This window comes from Methylothermaceae bacteria B42 (assembly GCA_001566965.1).
GTDB lineage: Bacteria > Pseudomonadota > Gammaproteobacteria > Methylococcales > Methylothermaceae > Methylohalobius.
Window position 1 is genome coordinate 1 of record LSNW01000015.1, and the last position, 20,063, is coordinate 20,063.

Sequence of the window (20,063 nt, forward strand, 5' to 3'; positions counted from 1 at the left end):
AATCGGGCTCCACCATCACCGAAGGGACGGGGGCATCCTTGATCAGCCGGTCAACTCCATCTCCTGCCGGAGTGGACAGGTCGCCGGGATAACTATTGTAAGACATTAAATGTTCTTTCGGCAGACCCAAAGTTGCGTCAAAAGCAGGGCGGCCTGCCGCTGGCTCCAGAACTTCAGGAGGAACCACCGCTTCCGGTTCAGGCACAAACTCCGGCTCGCCGGGAGAAACGGCGTTCATTCGCAAAACAAAATCATCCGGCACCGGCGCCGCGCCAGCCGGGGGCAACCCTGCCCAGGCAAGACAGCAGATGCCCAGCTTCAGAATTGAGGGGGGGGGGGGGGGGGGGTAAAAAAAATTTTTTTCATGACACACCTCCTGACAGGCGTCATAAGAGGGAGAAATGAACCGCCACGGAAATACCCATGGCTCAATTTGCTTTGTATTATAACCGTCTGCCACCTGTCAAGCGGGAAAATTACGCGGCCAGGCGCAAAACGCGTCATTCACTACCAGGAGGAAACAATAATAACCGTCGGGATGGATGCAACCCAAGGAATTTCGCGGCTTTTCCCGGAAAAAACCCATATAACGGCATATTCCCATGAATTAATATTTCCACCCATTCGACAGTGTTGACTTGCTACTGAATTGGCGCAACACTGGGCTGGCGCATCGTCATCGGGCGATACGCCCAACCCTAAGTAACAGTGATGTCCGATGAAGAAAGCCGGAGCAGGCCGGATTTGCGATTGCGTAACCCGGCAATGGATTCTTACCCGCCGCCAGTTTGGCAAGCTTGCCTTCCAAGCCGGCGCCGCCTTGACATTTTTACTCAAGGGCTGCGGCTGGGCGGGTAAAAAACAACCTGATATCACCTGCGGCGCATCCCCATCCCGCGCCGGTAATAATGAATACGATTATATTGTCGTGGGTTCCGGCGCCGGGGGCGGGCCGCTGGCGGCCAATCTGGCCCGCCTTGGCCACCGGGTGTTGCTATTGGAAGCCGGCGGCGATGTGGCCAACGACCACTATCAAGTGCCGGTGTTTCATCCGAAGGCCAGCGAGGATCCCCAAATGCGCTGGGATTTTTTTGTCCGCCATTATCAAAATCAGCGTATGGCCAGGCTGGATCCCAAGTTTTATCCCTCGCATAACGGCGTTTATTACCCCCGCTGCGGAACCTTGGGGGGGTGCACCGCCCATAACGCCATGATTTTCATCTATCCCCACAACAGCGACTGGGACAAAATCGCGGCCTTGACCGGCGATGAATCCTGGAACAGCAAAAACATGCGCCGTTATTTCCAGCGCCTGGAGCGCTGCGGTTATGTTCCCGAAACTACCGCCAATCCCTCCCGCCACGGCTACCGAGGTTGGCTCCCCGCCTCTATTCCCGGCAAGGAAGTCTTGCGCCAACTGGCTTTCAGCGCGCTCAGGGACAAGCAGTTGCGCAACGGCATTTTGAAACCTGTCATCCAAACCCTGCGGCCGGATATCACGTCCCCCTGGCAATTTCTCACAGCGGCCCTGCGGGATTTGAAACAACCGGAAAAAACAGACCCCAACGATTGGCGGCATGTTTTCAATCACCGGGAAGGCCTTACCCTGATGCCATTGACGACGGAAAACGGCCGCCGCGCGGGTCCCCGCGAATACATTAAAGCAGTCCAGGCGGCATGCGGGGACCGTCTCACCGTACAACTTCACAGCCTGGTCAGCCGGGTGCTGTTGGATGGGGAAAACAACGCCAGCGGCGTGGAAGTCTGGCGCGGCAGGAAGCTTTATCAAGCCGACCGTATCGCCAGACAACCACGGGAACCGGAGGCCATTCAGACATTTCAGGCCCGGCGGGAAGTGATTCTGGCCGGCGGCGCGTTTAACACCCCGCAATTACTGCTGCTTTCCGGCATCGGGCCCCGGCGTGAATTGGAACGTCACGGCCTGCCGGTGAAGGTGGATTTGCCAGGGGTGGGCGAAAACCTACAGGACCGTTACGAAGTCTCGGTCGTCACCGAAATGAAAGAGGATTTTTCCTTTCTGAAAGACGCCGAGTTCAACAATTCCGACCGTTACTACCGGCAATGGCGGCAAGGCAAGGGACTTTATACCACCAATGGTTCCCTGATCAGCTTTTCCAAACGTTCCAGCGAGGGACTGACCGATCCGGATCTGTTTATTTTCGGCATGGCGGGAGACTTCCGGGGCTATTACCTGGATTATTCCAAAGATGCCGTGGCCCGGAAGAATATATTCAGTTGGGTGATTCTCAAGGCCCACACCCGCAACCGGGGAGGAACCGTGCGCCTGACATCCGCCGATCCCAGAACGCCCCCGGAGATCAATTTTCATTATTTTGACGAAGGCACCGACCGTGAAAGCCGGGATCTGGCGGCGGTGGTGGAAGGCATCCGCTTTGTGCGGGCAATCACCCGCCGCGCTAGCAATCATATTCAGCGGGAAGTGATTCCGGGGGGAAAGGTTCGCAGTCGAGAAGAAATCGAAGCCTTTGTCAAAGCCCACGCCTGGGGCCATCATGCTTCTTGCAGTTGCAAAATGGGCCCGGCCAGTGACCCGATTGCGGTGGTGGACAGCCGGTTCCGTGTCCACGGCGTCAACAATCTGCGGATTGTCGACGCTTCGGTATTCCCTGAAATTCCCGGTTTTTTTATTGTCAGCGCCATTTACATGATCGCCGAGAAAGCCACCGATGTGATTCACAATGAAGCTTTAAAATATGGGATCAGTGTTTGATTTTACCCTTCAAATCCAATTTTTAACGGCCATTGTTGATATCAATTACCTATCAGCGACAATAGAGAAGCGGTCAAGGAGCTGTTACCCGGAAAAGCAATTGTTTGGTGTTAAGGCCGGAGTAGCAAGCTGACTTGCCCACTTGCGTTAGATGCATTAACATCTTGATGACCAAACATCATAATCTCGCGGGGGTAACTTAATTATGCGGACAACACTCGATTTGGATGAAGACATCATTATCGCCCTCAAGGAACTAGCCAAACGTCACCGCCAATCCATGGGCAAGGAAGCTTCCAGACTGATCAGGCTGGCGCTGCAGACAAAAGCGGCTGAGAGCGAAGCGGCATTCACAGGTTTCGAGCCTTTTCCAGCAAAGGGCCGAAAGGTGGTCACCGACGATTTAATTGATCAAATCCGGGACAGTGAAGGCGTTTAATGAGGGCATTGCTCGATGTCAATGTACTCATAGCCCTGTTGGACGCCGCCCATATACATCACTCATTGGCCAAACAGTGGTTACTACAAGAAATCGAACACGGGTGGGCATCCTGCCCTATTACCCAAAATGGCTGTATCAGGATACTTTCTTCCCCTGCCTATCCGGGGGACTTCACGCCATCTGAAGTGGCCTCCAAATTATTCAAGGCAATGGCCCATCCGGCACACGCATTCTGGCCAGATGATTTGAGTTTATGTGATGAATCTTCGATTGCCTGGCAGCACCTATTGGGCCATAAGCAAATCACCGATGCCTATCTACTGGGGTTGGCGACCAAAAACCAAGGACGCTTTGTTACCTTCGACAAACGAATAACCTGGCAAATGGTTAGCGGCGCGAAACACGAGAATCTGGAGATAATAAGAAAGTAGGCAGAGCCAAGAATCACGTTCAGGGCACATGCATCCTTGCCCGTAATTGCTATCTCAAGTAAAAATAATACCCTATCCCCTTAAAACCACCCTCCCCCGCAAGCGGTGGAGGGTGCGATGGAGCATGCTTTGAATCCCCTTTCCCTTTGAAGGTGTGACGGCGCGGTCCTTGCCGTAAGTTACGTAACATCAGTTAATACCACCTGTTGTCAAGGTAATATTACCGAATATCCGCGTGTATTTTTCCCATCACCTCAACATTTTTTTGCCTTAACCTGATACACATCAAAAAAAGAAAAAATTTTTTGATAATCGTTTTTATTGATATTTAGTTCTTTTTTTTACAAATCAGGTTTAATTTATCTTCTGTCTACCTGAATCAAATACAACTTTGATGGGTAGAGAAACATTCCCCTCCAAGCTGGGAGAAGGTTATGAAAAAGCACCCCCTGCCCGTCTTAGTGTTGATGTCTCTGTTGGCCAGTTGCGCCGCCATCCAGGATGAAGCCACTCAGGCGGATCGTGATGAATATTCATTCCGCGCGGCGGACGAGGATTATTTCCGCGATATGGACTACGGCCTTACCAAGCATCCCGAGAAGGTTGCCGCCGCCCTCGATCCATACACACCTGGCATATCCCCAGCCGATGCGGTGGCCGCGGTGGTGCGGGGCCGCAACAACTGGATTGTCTGGACCGGTGGCAACGACCGGCTGTGGGACGAACTGAACCGGGCCAGTGTCGGTGCTTTTGATTTACTCAAGGTGGTCTCCAACCATCCCAGTCTCAAATTCAACCGCGGCAATCGCTGGTCCTACCTGGGCTTGGTCAATGAGCCTTGCTTTAAAAAACCAGGCGCCCCCCGCCAGGACCGCTTTGGTCTGTGGCTGGACGAACGCGACCCCACATGCCCGCCCGATCCTTTCGAAAACCAGCAGAAATACCCCGGCGTCAAAACCGGCGCCCGGGGCAAGACCGTCCCTGTCGGCTCCTATTATGGCTATGCCACGGGCATCGTTGGCCTGCGCCTGTTTCCCAATCCCAATTTCGACGAGAAAGCGGCTGAAGAATGGGATCCCGAACGCTATTACACCGATCCCGGCTACTACAACCGCAAGGACTTGGTGCGTCCTTACCGGGTAGGCATGTCGTGCGGTTTCTGCCATGTGGGCCCCAGCCCGGTAAATCCGCCCAAAGACTTCGAAAATCCCAAGTGGGAAAATCTCACCTCCAATCCCGGCGCGCAATATTTCTGGTGGGACCGGATCGCCATTTGGGAGGCGGATGAATCGAGTTTTGTCTATCAGATTTTCAAGACCTCCCGCCCGGGCGCTTTGGACACTTCTTTTGTTTCCACCGATTACATCAACAATCCCAGGACCATGAATGCGGTCTATAACCTGGGACCGCGCATGGCAATCGCCCGCAAACTGGGCAAGGAAAAGCTCAGCGGCGGGGAACTCAACAACAAGCGCTTCAGCGACTACCCAACCATCCCGGAAAACAGTCCCTTGCATGATTTTTTCCACAAACCGGATTCAGTCTTCACCCCGATGGTGCTCAAGGACGGCGCCGATTCGGTCGGCGCGCTGGGGGCCTTGAACCGGGTTTATGTCAACATCGGCCTGTTCAGCGAGGAATGGCTGCGCCACTTCCGCCCCTTTGTCGGCGGCAAACCCATTACCCCGTTTAAAATCTCCGTGGCCGAAGAGAATTCCGCCTACTGGCGCGCCACCGAGCTGCAAACCCCGGACGTCGCCTTGTTTTTTCTCGCCAGCGCCAAACCGGATAAGCTGCAAGCCGCGCCTGGCGGCAATCAATACCTGAACGATCCGCCGGAACAGGTCAAGCGAGGCAAGGGGGTTTTCGCTGAAAATTGCGCCCGCTGCCATTCCAGCAAGCTGCCGGAAAAAGCCTTTACTTTCTTCCCGGATCATGGCTGCAACGGTCCCAATTATCTGCAATGTTTCAACAATTACTGGAACTGGACCAAAACCGATGAATTCAAGCGGCAAATGCGCGCCATCGTGCTGCAAGACGATTTCCTTGAGGATAACTATCTTTCCAACGAATTGCGCATCCCGGTGACCTTGGTGGAAAGCAATACCTGCAGTACCCTGGCCACCAACGCCATCCAGGACAATATCTGGAACGACTTCTCCTCCTCTTCCTACAAGGCGCTGCCTTCGGTGGGTGAAATACTTGTTCACCACCCGGTCACCGGCCAGCCTTACCGCTATTCCATGCCGGCCGGTGGACTGGGTTATATTCGCGTGCCTTCCTTGGTCAGCATTTGGTCCCAGGCGCCGTTCCTGTTGAATAACACCGTCGGGGACTTCTGCTGGCAAAAGCCCCCATCCCGCGCCTATGCCCACAACCACGGAGAAACCTACGGAACCGACGCCTATTACGACGACGAATATATCTGCGACGGCACCACCGAGGACCGGATGAAGGCTTTCTACGATGGTATCGAAAAGCTGCTATGGCCGGAAAAACGTCGGGGCGACCGCCGCTATCTGACCCAATCGGGCAAGCTGCTGCCCGGCGTGATTGACCGCACGACCGCCACCAGTTATCTGCGGGTGCCGCCTGGCTTTATCCCCGATTTTCTCAAGGTGCTGCCCAACTTCCGCGACGGCATCGAAATCGGTCCCATCCCCAAGGGCACCACAGTCAATCTTCTTGCCAACATCGATTTGGAAAACAAAAAAGGCGTCATCAAATTCCTGCCCAAACTGGTCATGGCGCTCAAATCGCTGCCTCCTGACGTCGGCGACGAACAAGCCAAGGCGGCATTCGCGCCGTTGGTGGATGAAATGCTCACCCTCAACAAATGTCCGGACTTCATCGTCAACCGGGGTCATTACTTTGGCACCGGGTATCTCCCCGGCGAAAAGGGACTGAGCGATGACGACAAAAAGGCGCTGATTGCCTTCCTTAAAACGATGTAACGGAGAAAATCGATGAAACGTCGTTGGCGGCTGATGGGAATGATAATTGGGATGGCTGTACTCTCGGGCTGTTCCATGTATTCCCATACCAATGTCAAAGGTGACACGGCAGAACCGGCGGCCAGCAAAGCCACTTTCACGATTCACCATCCCCGTGGCCGATCCGAGGAGACTTTGGTCATTCTGGCATTGTCCGGAGGCGGCAGCCGGGCGGCCTACTGGTCCGGCAATGTGATGCTGGCGCTGGATGAGGTGTTTGCCGATCAGGGCTGGAACCTGCTCCACGAAGTGGATGCCATTTCCTCGGTTTCCGGAGGCTCCCTGCCCGCCGCCTATTATGCGATTACCGGCGATAGCGAGGAAGAAGCCCGGAAACTGCCATCCAAGCGGGTCTGGAACCGGGAAACCGTGCGCCGCCTGATGCGCCGCAATTACCGCATCCGCTGGGTCGGCAGTTGGTTTTTGCCGGTCAATATCGCCAGGTTTTGGTTCACCGCCTACGACCGCTCCGACATCATGGCGCAAACCTTCGCCGACAACCTCTATGACCAGCCCATGCTGGGTTGGGATCTGCGCTTTAGCGATATCAATCCGCACCGGCCCAACCTGATTCTCAATGCCACCGACGGGACCGCCGATCATTTTGGCAGGCCTTTCACCTTCACCGTGGAACAGTTCAAAGCCCTACATTCGGATCTGGGCGACTATGAAATCGCCCGCGCGGTAATGGCATCGGCTGCCTTCCCCGGCGCCTTCAATTACATGACATTAAAAGATTACAAGGAAAACAACCATTATTTCCATGTCTTCGACGGCGGCAATTATGACAACCTGGGGTTGTTGAGCGCCATGGTGGTGCTGGAAAACAACCGGCGCCGCTTTGACCGTTTTGTGGTCATCCTGGTGGATTCCTATGTGCCCGGCGGCGGCGTGGATCACGAAAAATATGACGGCCGGGGGATTTTGGATTTCGGCGTCGATCTCAACTTTCTCGACAGCTTCGACTCTTTACTCGCCGTCAACCGGGCCCGGATTCTGGATATTTTCAGCAATTATCTGGATCAGACCTTCGGCGACAAAAGCCTGTTCTATCACATCGTTTTTGACGATATCGGCGACGATGGCCTGCGCCGGCAACTGCAAGCCATCAAAACCGACTTCAAAATCAGGCCCGGGCATGCCGAGGCCATCGACCGCGCCACTCAGTTATTAATCGTCCAGGACAATGACTGCCTGAAGCAGATCCAGGTCATGCTGACAGGCGGCCGCAATCCAGACGGCCCACTATGCCGCTGGCGTTCACCCCCACCCACGAGGACAAGCCATAATGAATAATGACATCATCTTTCAGCCCCTGGCATTCCGCCATTTAACGGTCAAAAACCGCCTTTTCCGCTCCAGCATCTCCGGCCGCTGGGACAATTACGACGGCTCGGGCACCCACGCCAGGCTGAACTGGGAAGAACGCTTCGCCAAGGGCGGCGTCGGCGCCATTATCACGTCGTTTGTGCCGGTTCACGTTCGTGGCCGGATCTTGCCCAACTACGCCATGATTGACAATGACGACAAGATCCCCTTCTGGAAAGAAGCGGTGAAGCGGGTCCACGCCCACGGTTGCAAATTGATTATGCAGCTCAGCCATTCCGGACGCCAGCGCGATATCCCAGGGATAGAAAACCAAATGAATGTGGGCCTGTCATCGACAGACAAGATGGATACTTTCCATGGCCTTTTGTGCCGGGCCATGACGAAAGAGGATATCGACGAGGTCATCGGCTATTTCACCGCCGGCGCGCGCAGGGCCCGGGAAGCGGGTCTCGACGGTATTGAATTGCACGCTTCCCACGGCTATCTGTTTACCCAGTTCCTCAGTTCCGGCATCAACGACCGCAAGGACGACTACGGCGGCAGTCTGGAAAACCGCGCCCGCTTCCTGCTAGAAACCGTGCGCGCCATCCGCCGGGAAATCGGCGACGACTATCACCTGCAAGTCAAAATCAACGCTTTCGACGAGAATAATGCCCTTTATCCCTGGGAGAAGAACGGCAATTCGGTGGCGGAATATACTCAAATCTGCCAATGGCTGGAACAGGAAGGGGTGGACTGCCTGCACGTTTCCGCCGGCAGCCTGTTCCCCCATCCGCTGGTGCCACCCGGCGGGTTCCCCCTGGATGTGGCCAAATGGACCTACGGCGCGATGATTTCCAGCGGGGTACGCGGTTATTTCAACTACACCTTTTTTCACTTCCGCTGTCTGCGGCCGCTCTTCGCCTGGCTCTGGAACCGCACCAAGAAAAACTATCCCACCGAGGGAGTCAGCGCCCAGGAGTGCGGCCAAATCAAGGCGGCCGTCGATATTCCGGTGCTCAATACCGGAGGCTATCAAAACGGCGCCTTGATCCGCAAAGTCATTGAAAATGGGATTTGTGACGGCGTCGCCATCGCCCGCCCCCTCATCGCCAACCCCGACCTGCCCAAGCTACTGGCCGAAGGACGGGACGAACCAGACAAACCCTGCACCTTCTGCAACCGCTGCCTGATGAACGCGCCGGCCAACCCCCTGGGTTGTTATGACCTGCGCCGCTTCAATGGAGATTACGACGCCATGGTGAACGAAATCATGGCTGTGTATCACCCATCCGCCTTTACCGACTGACCATAGGAGTCTTGTCATGTTCTGCAAATCCGAGGAAGTCGAAACCGTCACCAAAGATCAAATTCTGCGCGACAAGGTTTACCAAACCCCCGTCGATGCCTGGCAAACCCGCTTCCAAACATGGGCCGTGATCGTTCTGTTGGGCCTGGCCGCGGTTTGGGCTCTGGCGGAACTCATTGATTGAGGCGTGGCTATGAAACTCATCAAGGCCTGCTGGAAGAAAATCCAGCGTCACCCTGTCCTGGGGATTACATTATTCATTACCCTCGCCGTTGGCCTGTCTGTATTCTACCGGTACAAAGTGGAACGTCCCGTGGATTATGCCGCCATTGAGGAACACTTCAAATACGGCTCCATTGGCTCCGAACCCATGAGCGGGCTGCCCTATTGGATTTGGAAGGTACTGCCGGTCATGTTCCCGGAAAAGATTCCCGGAGGCGACGATTACCGGGCCTTTGGTTTTCTCTACGAAGAAAACAAGGATCTGCCCGTAGGCGTTTCAAAGCGGCGGGTGCAAGGCATCGACTTTGTCTGGCTCAACTGCGCCGTTTGCCATACCGGCACCGTGCGGGAAAGTCCGGATGCCCCCAGGCAAATGTATCTTGGCATGCCGGCCAATAATTTCCGTCTCTATCCCTTTGTCCAGTTCCTCCGCGAAGTCGCCCTGGACAACCGTTTCACCGCCGGCAACGTCTTGGCCGCCATTGAGGCCATGGGCGGCGATCTGGACTGGTTCGAAAAACTCGCCTACCGCTATGTGGTGGTGGACAGGGTGAGGGGTTCGCTGATCGGCCTGCGGCAACAACTGGCCTTTCTCGACCAACAGCCTCTCTGGGGGCCGGGGCGGGTGGATACCTTCAACCCCTACAAGGCCATTCAGTTCCATTTCCCCATGAACCAACTGCCCCGCAAGGAGTTGGTCGGTCCCGCCGATTATCCTTCCATCTGGCACCAACGTCCCCGCCAGGGCATGCTGCTTCACTGGGACGGCAATAATCCTTCGGTGGAAGAACGCAACAAAAGCGCGGCCCTGGGCGCCGGGGTCACCCCGGTCACCATCGACTTGAAACGTATCAAACGGATCGAGGATTGGCTTTGGGACTTCAATCCACCGCCCTATCCCAAGCCGGTGAACCCGGCCCTGGCCAAGCGGGGCGAGGTTTTGTACGACGAATATTGCGCCGATTGCCACGGCAAACAGGAAAACGGCGCGTACGTCTTCGATACCCAGCGCTTCAAGCGGCTCGGCACCGTAGCGCCCTTACAGAATATCGGCACCGATCCGGGGCGCCTTGATTCTTACAGCGAAGCTCTGGCAGCCAATCAAAACACCCTGTATGCAGGCTATCCCTGGCGCTTCAGTCACTTCCGCAAAACCCACGGCTACGCCAACATGCCCCTGGACGGTCTATGGCTGCGCGCGCCTTATCTTCACAACGGCTCCGTGCCCACCTTGCGGGATCTGTTGGAGCCAGCCACCAACCGGCCGGCCGTCTTTTACCGGGGTTATGACGTTTACGACTGGGAGAAAATTGGCTTTATCTCCAACGTTGCCCAGGAAAAAGGGCGAACTTTCTACCGTTTTGAAACCCGGGAACCGGGCAACGCCAATACCGGCCACGAAGGCCCGGCTTATGGAACCCATTTAAGCCCAGCGGACAAAGACGCCCTGGTTGAATACATGAAAACTTTCTAGGAACACCACCATGTCCAATCATTACGAATATTGGCACATCCGCTTGGTCCAGGTTGGCATTGCCATCAATATGTTATTTGTCATCGGCTTGTTTTTCTTTCCCGGGCCCTTGCTCGATTTTCTCAAGATCCCTCTGGAGCAATTGATATGGGCGAGGGCTTCGGGCATGTTGCTATTTATTATCAGCATGTTTTACCTGCCTCCCACCTGGGACCTGGCGCGCTACCGGGCCGTCGCCTGGCTGGCTATTTTTCCCTCCCGTACTTTTGGCGCCACTTTTTTCACCATTGCGGTCTTTGTCTTCGGCCATCCCAAGGGATTCTTATCCATCGCCATCGTCGATGCTGTTATCGGCCTGTCCACTTTGTATTGCCTGTGGAAAGTGACGCAACTGGAAAACGCCGCCGGCCGGCCCGTGCCGCTCAAATAGGAGACGCTCCATGTCCACAACGAGTAAAACCCTTGTCTGGCTGATTGGCTTGCTTTTGACGCTTTTAATAGTAGGCGTGGTTGTCTGGAGTCAGTTATTCCGGGAAAAGCCCCAGCAACATTTGGCCGGCGCGCCACCTGAAGAATGGTTCAAATACGGTTCCATCGGCAGTGAGGCCACCCAAGGGGTGCCCTATTGGATCTGGATAGTATTGCCCAAAGTATTCCCGGATTATTTGCCCGGCCCTGGAGGCTATGCTTCCTTGGGCATTCCCTGGGAACAGGGCCGGGAATTGCCGGTGGGATTTTCCAAAAAAACCATCGGCTTTGAGCGGGTGGCATTCAACTGCGCTTTTTGCCATACCGCCAGTTTCCGGCTCCAGGCAGATGACTTGCCCCTTTATGTTCCCGCAGGCCCCAGCCATACCGTTCGCGCCCAGGACTACGCCCGCTTTTTGACCAAAGCCGCCAACGACGCCCGTTTCAACCCCCAAATTCTAATGGCGGAAATCGAGCGCATCTATGACATGCCTTGGCTGGACCGTATTTTCTATCGTTTCTTTATCATTCCCGCCACCAAAAAGGCGTTGATCAAAAATGGCTGGCAACTGGCCTGGACCGATACCAAACCCGATTGGGGACCGGGACGGATCGATCCTTTCAACCCTATCAAGTTCGGCATCTTGGCAATGGCCATTGATGACACCATTGGCAGCGCCGACATGGTCCCCTTGTGGGATATGCAAGCGCGCGCCAACCACGCCTTGCACTGGGACGGGCTCAATACCGATTTTCACGAGGTCGTCGTCAGCTCCGCGATTGGCGATGGCATGACCTACGAATCCATCCCGGAAGACAACCTGGCCAGAATTGAAAATTGGCTCAAAACCCTGCCCGCCCCCGAATCTCCCTTTAGTACACAGTTGCCGGCTAATTCGCCTTACCACCTCGACTCCGAAAAAATCGCCCACGGCAAACAGCTCTTTCAACAGTATTGCGGTGAATGCCACGCGCCCGATGGCAAACGTACCGGCACCATCATTCCGGTGGCAGAAGTGGGCACCGACCGGCACCGGGTGGATATGTGGACAGCGCAGGCTGCCAAACGCTACAACGCCTATCAAAAAGAATATGACTGGGGAATGGATCACTTCCAGGACGTGGATGGCTATGTCTCCGTGTTGCTCGATGGACTCTGGCTGCGCGGCCCTTATTTGCACAACGGCTCAGTGCCCACGGTGCGGGACTTGCTCAATCCACCCGCACTGCGGCCGGCGACCTTCTACCGGGGCTATGACTTGATTGACGCAGTCAAATTAGGTTTTGTGTCGCACGGAGAACAGGCCCAGCGCCAGGGATTCTTTTATGACACCCGCATCCCCGGCAACGGCAACCAAGGCCACGTTTATGGCACCGGCTTGGCGGCGGCGGACAAAGCGGCCCTGCTGACCTATTTAAAAACCCTGTAACGGAGACTTATCATGGAACATATCATTATCGGTATACACGGTCTTTCCAATAAACCCCCGGCGGAGGCTTTGATGCAAGGCTGGGAAGTGGCCATGCTGGAAGGATTACAAAAAAACACCGGCACCAATTTAAATCCCGAGGATTTGAATTTTATTTCGGTGTACTGGGCGGATGTCATGTACGATCAACCGGACGATAATGCGGAACTTTACCGTCAAGCTCTGCCAGGGACTCTCAGGCGCTACCGGGATAACTGGTGGGACCGGTTCCGCGCCTGGGCCAGCAGCAGCATCGATGATGTTATTGACCGCTGGCGGCAGGAGTACGGCGTCGACGAGGTAGCCGAGGAGGTATTGCGGCTGAAACTGCGGGATTTATCCCGTTACTACGAAGAGCCGCAGATCAATTCCCGGTTGCAAGCCCGGCTGAGCGATCAAATTCTCGAGCATAGAAACCGGCGTATCATCGTGATTGCCCATTCCATGGGCTCCATCATCGCCTACGATGTCCTCCATCAACTGCAACATAATCCAGCCATAGCCATCGACCATTTCATCACTATCGGTTCCCCCTTGGGGCTGCCTTATGTGAAGGCCAAAGCGATTGAAGCCAACGACGGACCGCCGCGGACCCCGGAAAATGTCAAAGCCTGGGTCAATTTCGCCGACCGCCGGGACCCCGTCTCCATCGACACCCACTTGTCCGATGATTACGGCGCCAATCAAGAAGGCATCCGGGTTCAAGACGATTTGGTTATGAATGACTGGGGCGGCATCCATCATAAATCCTATGGCTACCTGCGAACGCCGGAATTTTCCGACTATTTGCAAAAGGCTCTGGGGTAACAAAAAAGCATGACTTTTTGCATTCCGAACGGGTTTGTGATAATCCTATTCCCGAGGATTTCAGTCAACTTTAGGAGGGAGAATCATGTTAGAAAAAAACCAACCGGCCCCGGCATTCAGCGCCCCCAACCAGGATGGCAATACCGTTTCCCTTTCCGATTATCTGGGTAAAAAAAACGTGGTGCTGTACTTTTATCCCAAGGACGATACCCCAGGCTGCACCATCGAGGCCAATGATTTCACCAAACTGGCGGACGAATTCGCCAAATACAACACCGCCGTCATCGGCGTCAGCAAGGATACCTGCGAAAGCCACCGGCAGTTCGTCGATAAATACAACCTCAATGTGGAACTTTTGGCCGATACCGATGGCAAGATCTGCGAGGCTTACGACGTCTGGCGGGAAAAAGAAAAAGACGGCGTAAAAAAAATGGCAATCTGGCGTTCCACATTCATCATCGACAAAAACGGGAATATCGCCTATGCCGAGTATCTGGTGGAACCCAAAGGCCACGCGGAAAAAATCCTGGAACAAGTCAAAAATCTTTGAGCGGGTGTTCCCATGAACGACAAGGAACTCGCCGCCAGGCACGCGGTTGAACTCGTTGAAGATGGGATGGTGGTAGGTCTAGGCACGGGATCTACCGCCAATTGCTTCATCGAAGCCTTGGCCAAACGTTACCAAGAAGAAAAGCTTCGTGTAACGACGGTAGCCAGTTCCGTGGTCAGTACCATCAAAGCTCAACAGTTGGGGCTGCCCCTGGCGGCGATGGAACACCTCGCCCGCATCGATTTATATGTGGACGGCGCCGACGAAGTCGCCCCGGACCTGACGCTGCTCAAGGGACGGGGTTACGATTTGGTCAAGGAAAAACTGCTGGCGCGGGCCAGCGATCAATTTCTGGTATTGATTGATCCAAGCAAACAGGTCAGCCGTATTGGGGAAAAATTCCCGATTCCCGTTGAAGTCATCCCTTTTGCCTGGCAGATGGTCAAATGTCAATTGGAGAAACTGGGCGGGCAAGGGAATTTACGTAAAACCGCCAACCAAGATGGCTTTGTGGTTACCGCCCACGGCAGTTTGGTGCTGGATATGACCTTTCCGGCAGAGCTTGACAGCAGGACCCTCAATCAAGCCTTAAATGAAACACCGGGTGTGGTGGAGCACGGCATTTTTCAAAATCTTGCCAGCGCGGTAATCATGGGTAAAGATGGTAAAGTTGAAATATTGAGAGGATAAGTTGCTGTTGGATTTATCTTAACTGCTTGGCCCCATGGGTGGTCTGTGGAGGAAGTGTCTTTGGCAGGGATGCCAAAGTCAAGCCTACAGGGGCGAGCCGGACCGAAAGTCCGGTGGACTATCGCAGCCGGGCGAGCGCCCGAACAGGGAGGTTTGGGCAGGACTTTCTTGCAAAGCAGGATTGCGCAGCAAGAAAGTATTCACGGCGTCTTCCGGAATAGACCACTCATGGGGGCATCTTCCGGTATGGACAAGTAATTACGAATTCTCTATCAATAGACTTCACCGCGGATACATCCCTTAATCACTGTTACCGCCGTCAAAAAAATAATTTTGAAATCCAGCCAAAGCGACCAGTGACGGATATAGTCAAGATCGTATTTGATTCGCTCCTTCATCTTTTCCAACGTTTCTGTCTCGCCCCGAAACCCGTTAATTTGCGCCAAACCGGTAATACCCGGCTTGACTTTATGCCGCAGCATGTAACCGGGAATCAACTTCCGGTAGTACTCATTATGGGCTACCGCATGAGGTCGAGGTCCAACAATAGACATGGTTCCCTGAAGGACATTGATAAACTGAGGCAGTTCATCCAATGAAGTGCGCCTGAGAAAAGCACCGAAAGGGGTGATTCTGCTGTCGTTCCTCTTGGCTTGTATGACCCGGTCTCCGTCCTCGCAAACCCGCATGGAACGAAACTTCCAGACTTCGATCTCCTCGCCATTGAATCCATAGCGCCTTTGCTTGAAAAGTATGGGACCCGGGGAGGTTAATTTAACGCCAATGGCTATGAAGAGCATGGGAATTGCCGTGATTGCGAGAAAAATCGAACCCAGAATTAAATCTTCCAGCCGTTTTAACAGAACATCGACTGAATCATAAGGCGTATCGTAAACGCTGACCACGGGAATTCCCTGAAGGGTATTCCAGCGGGCCTGAATCAAGTTAAAAACAAAGAAATTAGGCACAAAAAAAACGGAAACCGTGCTATCGGCCAACTCATCAATGATGGCACGGATTCGATTTTCCGCGCTCAAGGGCAAGACAATATAAACGTGATCCACCCGCCCTGCTTTTGCATCCCGATAGAGACCTTCCAAGGTTCCAACGACATGGACACCATCGATCCGTCGGCGATCCGGCACCGCTTTACGGTCCTCGTAATATCCCAAAAAACGATATCCCAGCCACGGCATGTTCCTGATTGTCCGTTCCAGCCGCAGCCCGATATCATTGGCGCCCACGATGGCAAGGGTCCGGGTATTTCGCCCCTGCATTCTGAGCGCCGATGCAATGACCCGGCGGCCACCGTGCAGCGCCAGAAAAAGGAGAAAAGTATTCACTGTCCACAAACCGATGGCCAGGCGTGATAAAGGCTCTGTCCTTTTTAACAAAAACAAGACGACAACCAGCACCGCCACGGCACTGAACCAAGCATAGGCAATCCGCCTTGCCTCGCTATAAAAGTACTCTCCCCGCCAGGTATGGTAAACCTCGAAATATTCTGCAAAAAAGCGGTATAGCACGATACCCGCTATAGCCACATAAAGATACTGAATATCAAACGGATAGGAAAACAACTTCAGCGCCAAATACATGGCCAAAACCACGGAAGCGTCATCCAAGAGCTTGACGACGGCCTGCAGTTTTCCCGAATAGGGTCTTATGACGCCACTTTGCAAATTATGGCTTATCTTTGACTTCGTCCCTAACTTCATAGAATCATCCATTTGTCAAACCTCTCCATGCCAACAGACCTGGCAAACAATGTAATTTCCTTTTTAACTTACAAGTTCAAAGCCATCCCTCAGCCTCCACTGGAATCACCCAATAGTGAATACCGCTTCCTTCAAATTCCAGCTGAAGTTGTTCAACAAGCTTTGCCAGTTTCGACGCTCCGACACACAGTTGAAAACGGATCTGGCGTTTACGGCCTGCTACCTGTTCCGCCAGACTAAGATCCCGTTGCTCACTTGCGTGGCCATGAATTTGACTACTGGTGAAGCCATGGCCAACCTCGTTGCTTAACAACCAATCCACTAAAGGTTCTTCAATGGCGGGGTCAGCCACCAAGGTTAACAGAAATCTCTGACTCATAAAGGGTTTAATTGAACCTACGGTAAAGCAATGGCAGCACTATCAGGGTCAAAATGGTGGAAGTAACCAAACCACCTATCACTACCACCGCCAAGGGCTTTTGTATTTCCGACCCGGGACCCGTCGCGAATAACAAAGGGATGAGCCCGAAAGCGGCAATACTAGCAGTCATCAATACCGGCCGCAAACGCCGCATGGCCCCTTCCTTGACGACTACGGCCACCGGCTTTCCCAATGCTCTGAGTTGATTAAAATGAGTCACTAGCACTACCCCATTTAACACTGCAATCCCCAAAAGCGCAATAAAGCCAACAGATGCTGGCACGGACAAATATTCCCCAGACAGCCATAACCCCACTACGCCACCTATCAAGGCCAGCGGGATATTGCCCAAAACCAGCAGTGCTTGTCCCATTGAACCGAAAGTGGCAAATAATAGCAAGAAAATCAAACCGATGGCGGCGGGGATGACCAACATCAGCCGACTCGCCGCCCGCCTTTGATTCTCAAATTGCCCGCCCCATTCCAGGAAATATCCCGTAGGCAGCGTAATTTCCTTCGTCACTCGACGTTTGGCCTCCTCCACAAATCCCACCAAATCCCGGCCATTGACATTGGCCCGGACCACGGAAAAACGCAGCCCCCTTTCACGCTCTATCGCTACGACACCTTCATTATTCTCTATATTGGCCACGGCAGCCAGCGGGATTGCCCTGCCATCCGGTAAGCTGATTTTGAGATTTTGCAAACGGTCAGAACTGATAGGCCCCCGCAGCAATAACGGTGTGCGTTGAATGCCTTCCTGCACCACCCCCAATTGCAGTCCTTCAATCTGACCGCGAAGCAGTAACCCCAAAGTCTCCACATCCAAGCCAAAACGGCCTGCCGCCAACCGGTCAATTTTGATTTCAAGATATTGCATGCCTTCATTTTGGCGAGTGATGACATCCACCGCCCCCGGAACACCTTTAAGCACCTCAGCGATCTCTGCCGCCTTCTGGTTGAGAAGTCCCAGATCACTCCCGAAAATTTTGACCGCCACATCCCCCCGCACTCCTGTTAACATCTCCGTCACCCGCATTTGAATGGGCTGGGTAAAGCCATGGGCGATGCCGGGAAAGGTTTCCATCACTTTACGCAGTTTTTCAATTAACGCGGGTTTATCCGGAACCTGCCAGTGGTCTTTGGGTTTGAGCACCAAAAAATGGTCGGTTTCATTCAGTCCCATCGGGTCCAGGCCAATCTCGTCCGACCCGACCCGGCTGACCACCCGCGCCACTTCCGGCACTTGCTCAAGAATCGCCTTTTGAACCGCCAGATCCAGACGCACCGTCTGCTCTAAATTGATCGAAGGCAACTTTTCCGTCTGGATCACAATATCGCCTTCATCCATCACTGGCATGAAAGTCTTGCCGATTTGAAAATACAGCCAGCCAGCAATAACCACCAGAACACCGGCGCTGATTAAAATCAGGCGGCCATGATCCAAACTCCAGCCAAGAATGGATTCATAATAGCGATGGAGCAAGCGGGGCAACCAGGGTTCCTGATGCGGCATGGCTTTTAGAATGTATGAAGCCAATACCGGTATCACCGTCAATGAAAGTAACAGAGAACCTGTCAAGGCAAACACAATGGTCAAGGCCACCGGCACAAAAAGCTTTCCTTCCAGCCCTTGCAAGGTCAGCAGGGGCAAAAAAACGATGATGATAATCAAAATCCCGGCGGTGACAGGCGCGGCCACTTCCCGCACCGATCGGTAGATAATATGAAGATGAGGGAAACGGGAGGTTTTATCCTCGTGACCGAGATAGGTGGCAATATTCTCAACCCCCACCACCGCCGCATCCACCAAAATGCCAATGGCAATCGCCAATCCTCCCAGGCTCATTAAATTCGCCGATAATCCGAATTGACGCATGAGCAAGAAAGTGAACAGCGCCGCCAACGGTAAAATCAACGCCACGGTCATAGCTGCCCGCCAATCCCCCAGGAAAAGCATCAATAACACTAAAACCAGCACGATCGCTTCAATCAAGGCTCTGGTTACCGTCCCCACCGCCCGTGCCACCAGATCTCCTCGGTTATATAAGATTTGAACGCGGATCCCCGCGGGCAGTCCCGGCGCAATCTGATCCAGTTTTTCCTGAATCCCCGCCACCACTTTCCCGGCGTTGGCACCGCGCAGGCTGAGCACCAAACCTTCCACCGTTTCCTCCCGGCCGTTTTCAGTCAATGCCCCGTAGCGAGTCAGGTAACCGATCCGAACTTGACAAAGATCGCCGATGGTCAAGGGCGTTCCGTTTTTTTCGGTCACCACGATCTGGCGCACATCCTCCAAGGTCTGGATACGCCCTTGGACCCGCACCAACAAAGCCTCTTCGCCAATATCCAAGCGACCACCACCATGATTGCGGTTGTTCAGGGAAAGGGCGGTTACGATTTCATCCAGAGTGATGCCCATGGCCGCCAGCTTCATTTCATCAGGGACGACTTCAAAACTACGCACCTTCCCGCCCAACACGTTGACATCGGCCACCCCCGGCACCGTACGCAAGGCCGGGCGGATCACCCAATCCAGCAACCGGCGCTTTTCCGTCAAATTGAGGGCATCCCCCTCAATGGTGAACATAAACATCTCCCCCAAGGGCGTGGTCAACGGCGCAATCCCGCCACTGACGCCTTCCGGCAACTCGCTCCACACATTATTCAACCGTTCGGCCACCTGCTGACGCGCCCAGTACACATCCGTTCCTGCTTCGAAATCGATGGTAATGTCAGTCAAGGCGTACTTGGCGATAGAGCGCAAAATTCTCTGCCGGGGCAATCCCAACAGCTCCAACTCCAACGGAATGGTAATCTGGGCTTCTACTTCTTCCGGGGTCATTCCCGGCGCTTTGACAATCACCTTCACCTGGGGCGTGGAAACATCGGGGAAGGCGTCGATAGGTAAGTTCCTTAGGGCATGCCAGCCCAAACCCGCCAAGACTGCCACACTCAAAAGCATCAGCAGGCGCTGGGTCAAGGCAAATTGAATCAACCGCCCCATTT

16 protein-coding genes and 1 pseudogene are annotated in these 20,063 nt (G+C 54.0%); 13 read left to right on the forward strand and 4 right to left on the reverse strand.

Features of this window, described 5'->3' with window-relative positions:
- A pseudogene (locus AXA67_07805) lies at window positions 1-373 on the reverse strand (hypothetical protein).
- Window positions 374-871: 498 nt separating this feature from the next.
- Between AXA67_07805 and AXA67_07810 the strand changes: the two are divergent.
- From AXA67_07810 to AXA67_07870, 13 genes are all read left to right on the forward strand, one after another.
- Window positions 872-2,752, forward strand: a complete 1,881-nt coding sequence (locus tag AXA67_07810; GenBank protein KXJ40915.1) for a hypothetical protein — start codon at window positions 872-874, stop codon at window positions 2,750-2,752.
- A 205-nt stretch (window positions 2,753-2,957) separates the two neighbouring features.
- Window positions 2,958-3,191, forward strand: coding sequence for a hypothetical protein (locus AXA67_07815; GenBank protein KXJ40895.1), 234 nt, complete (start codon window positions 2,958-2,960; stop codon window positions 3,189-3,191).
- The gene (locus AXA67_07820) at window positions 3,191-3,625 is read left to right on the forward strand and encodes a DNA-binding protein (protein ID KXJ40896.1); all 435 of its coding nucleotides are present in this window, start codon (window positions 3,191-3,193) and stop codon (window positions 3,623-3,625) included. Before AXA67_07815 ends, AXA67_07820 begins: the two co-directional genes overlap by 1 nt.
- 434 nt (window positions 3,626-4,059) lie before the next feature.
- Window positions 4,060-6,579 (forward strand): hypothetical protein, encoded by a 2,520-nt coding sequence (locus AXA67_07825; protein ID KXJ40897.1) that lies wholly within the window; start codon window positions 4,060-4,062, stop codon window positions 6,577-6,579.
- A 12-nt stretch (window positions 6,580-6,591) separates the two neighbouring features.
- The gene (locus AXA67_07830; GenBank protein ID KXJ40898.1) at window positions 6,592-7,914 is read left to right on the forward strand and encodes a hypothetical protein; all 1,323 of its coding nucleotides are present in this window, start codon (window positions 6,592-6,594) and stop codon (window positions 7,912-7,914) included.
- Window positions 7,907-9,235, forward strand: a complete 1,329-nt coding sequence (locus AXA67_07835) for an FMN reductase (GenBank protein ID KXJ40899.1) — start codon at window positions 7,907-7,909, stop codon at window positions 9,233-9,235. Before AXA67_07830 ends, AXA67_07835 begins: the two co-directional genes overlap by 8 nt.
- A 187-nt stretch (window positions 9,236-9,422) precedes the next feature.
- Window positions 9,423-10,931: a hypothetical protein gene (locus AXA67_07840; GenBank protein ID KXJ40900.1), complete on the forward strand. Its 1,509-nt coding sequence runs from the start codon at window positions 9,423-9,425 to the stop codon at window positions 10,929-10,931.
- A gap of 10 nt (window positions 10,932-10,941) precedes the next feature.
- Window positions 10,942-11,361 (forward strand): hypothetical protein, encoded by a 420-nt coding sequence (locus AXA67_07845; protein ID KXJ40901.1) that lies wholly within the window; start codon window positions 10,942-10,944, stop codon window positions 11,359-11,361.
- A 10-nt stretch (window positions 11,362-11,371) separates the two neighbouring features.
- Window positions 11,372-12,829 carry a hypothetical protein gene (locus tag AXA67_07850; protein ID KXJ40902.1) on the forward strand — a complete coding sequence of 486 codons (1,458 nt, stop codon included), beginning with the start codon at window positions 11,372-11,374 and terminating at the stop codon, window positions 12,827-12,829.
- A gap of 21 nt (window positions 12,830-12,850) precedes the next feature.
- Window positions 12,851-13,675: a hypothetical protein gene (locus tag AXA67_07855; GenBank protein ID KXJ40916.1), complete on the forward strand. Its 825-nt coding sequence runs from the start codon at window positions 12,851-12,853 to the stop codon at window positions 13,673-13,675.
- A gap of 85 nt (window positions 13,676-13,760) precedes the next feature.
- Window positions 13,761-14,225, forward strand: a complete 465-nt coding sequence (locus tag AXA67_07860; protein ID KXJ40903.1) for an alkyl hydroperoxide reductase — start codon at window positions 13,761-13,763, stop codon at window positions 14,223-14,225.
- Between the two features lie 12 nt (window positions 14,226-14,237).
- Window positions 14,238-14,915: a ribose-5-phosphate isomerase gene (locus tag AXA67_07865; protein KXJ40904.1), complete on the forward strand. Its 678-nt coding sequence runs from the start codon at window positions 14,238-14,240 to the stop codon at window positions 14,913-14,915.
- Between the two features lie 69 nt (window positions 14,916-14,984).
- Complete coding sequence (locus tag AXA67_07870; GenBank protein ID KXJ40905.1) at window positions 14,985-15,173, forward strand: hypothetical protein; 189 nt, start codon at window positions 14,985-14,987, stop codon at window positions 15,171-15,173.
- Window positions 15,174-15,187: 14 nt separating this feature from the next.
- Here AXA67_07870 and AXA67_07875 read toward each other — a convergent pair whose 3' ends face one another.
- The 3 genes from AXA67_07875 to AXA67_07885 form a co-directional block, all read right to left on the reverse strand.
- Window positions 15,188-16,633, reverse strand: a complete 1,446-nt coding sequence (locus tag AXA67_07875) for an undecaprenyl-phosphate glucose phosphotransferase (GenBank protein KXJ40917.1) — start codon at window positions 16,631-16,633, stop codon at window positions 15,188-15,190.
- A 76-nt stretch (window positions 16,634-16,709) separates the two neighbouring features.
- Window positions 16,710-17,012 (reverse strand): hypothetical protein, encoded by a 303-nt coding sequence (locus AXA67_07880; protein KXJ40906.1) that lies wholly within the window; start codon window positions 17,010-17,012, stop codon window positions 16,710-16,712.
- A gap of 7 nt (window positions 17,013-17,019) precedes the next feature.
- Window positions 17,020-20,061 carry a cytochrome-c peroxidase gene (locus AXA67_07885; GenBank protein KXJ40907.1) on the reverse strand — a complete coding sequence of 1,014 codons (3,042 nt, stop codon included), beginning with the start codon at window positions 20,059-20,061 and terminating at the stop codon, window positions 17,020-17,022.
- Window positions 20,062-20,063 lie beyond the last annotated feature (2 nt).

Excerpts from the sequence above, each read along its gene's own strand:
- AXA67_07875 (KXJ40917.1), bottom strand. The coding sequence starts at position 16,633 with ATGAAGTTAGGGACGAAGTCAAAGATAAGCCATAATTTGCAAAGTGGC.
- AXA67_07820 (KXJ40896.1), top strand. The coding sequence starts at position 3,191 with ATGAGGGCATTGCTCGATGTCAATGTACTCATAGCCCTGTTGGACGCC.
- AXA67_07880 (KXJ40906.1), bottom strand. The coding sequence starts at position 17,012 with ATGAGTCAGAGATTTCTGTTAACCTTGGTGGCTGACCCCGCCATTGAA.
- AXA67_07850 (KXJ40902.1), top strand. The coding sequence starts at position 11,372 with ATGTCCACAACGAGTAAAACCCTTGTCTGGCTGATTGGCTTGCTTTTG.
- AXA67_07815 (KXJ40895.1), top strand. The coding sequence starts at position 2,958 with ATGCGGACAACACTCGATTTGGATGAAGACATCATTATCGCCCTCAAG.
- AXA67_07830 (KXJ40898.1), top strand. The coding sequence starts at position 6,592 with ATGAAACGTCGTTGGCGGCTGATGGGAATGATAATTGGGATGGCTGTA.
- AXA67_07885 (KXJ40907.1), bottom strand. The coding sequence starts at position 20,061 with ATGGGGCGGTTGATTCAATTTGCCTTGACCCAGCGCCTGCTGATGCTT.
- AXA67_07860 (KXJ40903.1), top strand. The coding sequence starts at position 13,761 with ATGTTAGAAAAAAACCAACCGGCCCCGGCATTCAGCGCCCCCAACCAG.
- AXA67_07835 (KXJ40899.1), top strand. The coding sequence starts at position 7,907 with ATGAATAATGACATCATCTTTCAGCCCCTGGCATTCCGCCATTTAACG.
- AXA67_07845 (KXJ40901.1), top strand. The coding sequence starts at position 10,942 with ATGTCCAATCATTACGAATATTGGCACATCCGCTTGGTCCAGGTTGGC.
- AXA67_07870 (KXJ40905.1), top strand. The coding sequence starts at position 14,985 with ATGCCAAAGTCAAGCCTACAGGGGCGAGCCGGACCGAAAGTCCGGTGG.
- AXA67_07825 (KXJ40897.1), top strand. The coding sequence starts at position 4,060 with ATGAAAAAGCACCCCCTGCCCGTCTTAGTGTTGATGTCTCTGTTGGCC.
- AXA67_07865 (KXJ40904.1), top strand. The coding sequence starts at position 14,238 with ATGAACGACAAGGAACTCGCCGCCAGGCACGCGGTTGAACTCGTTGAA.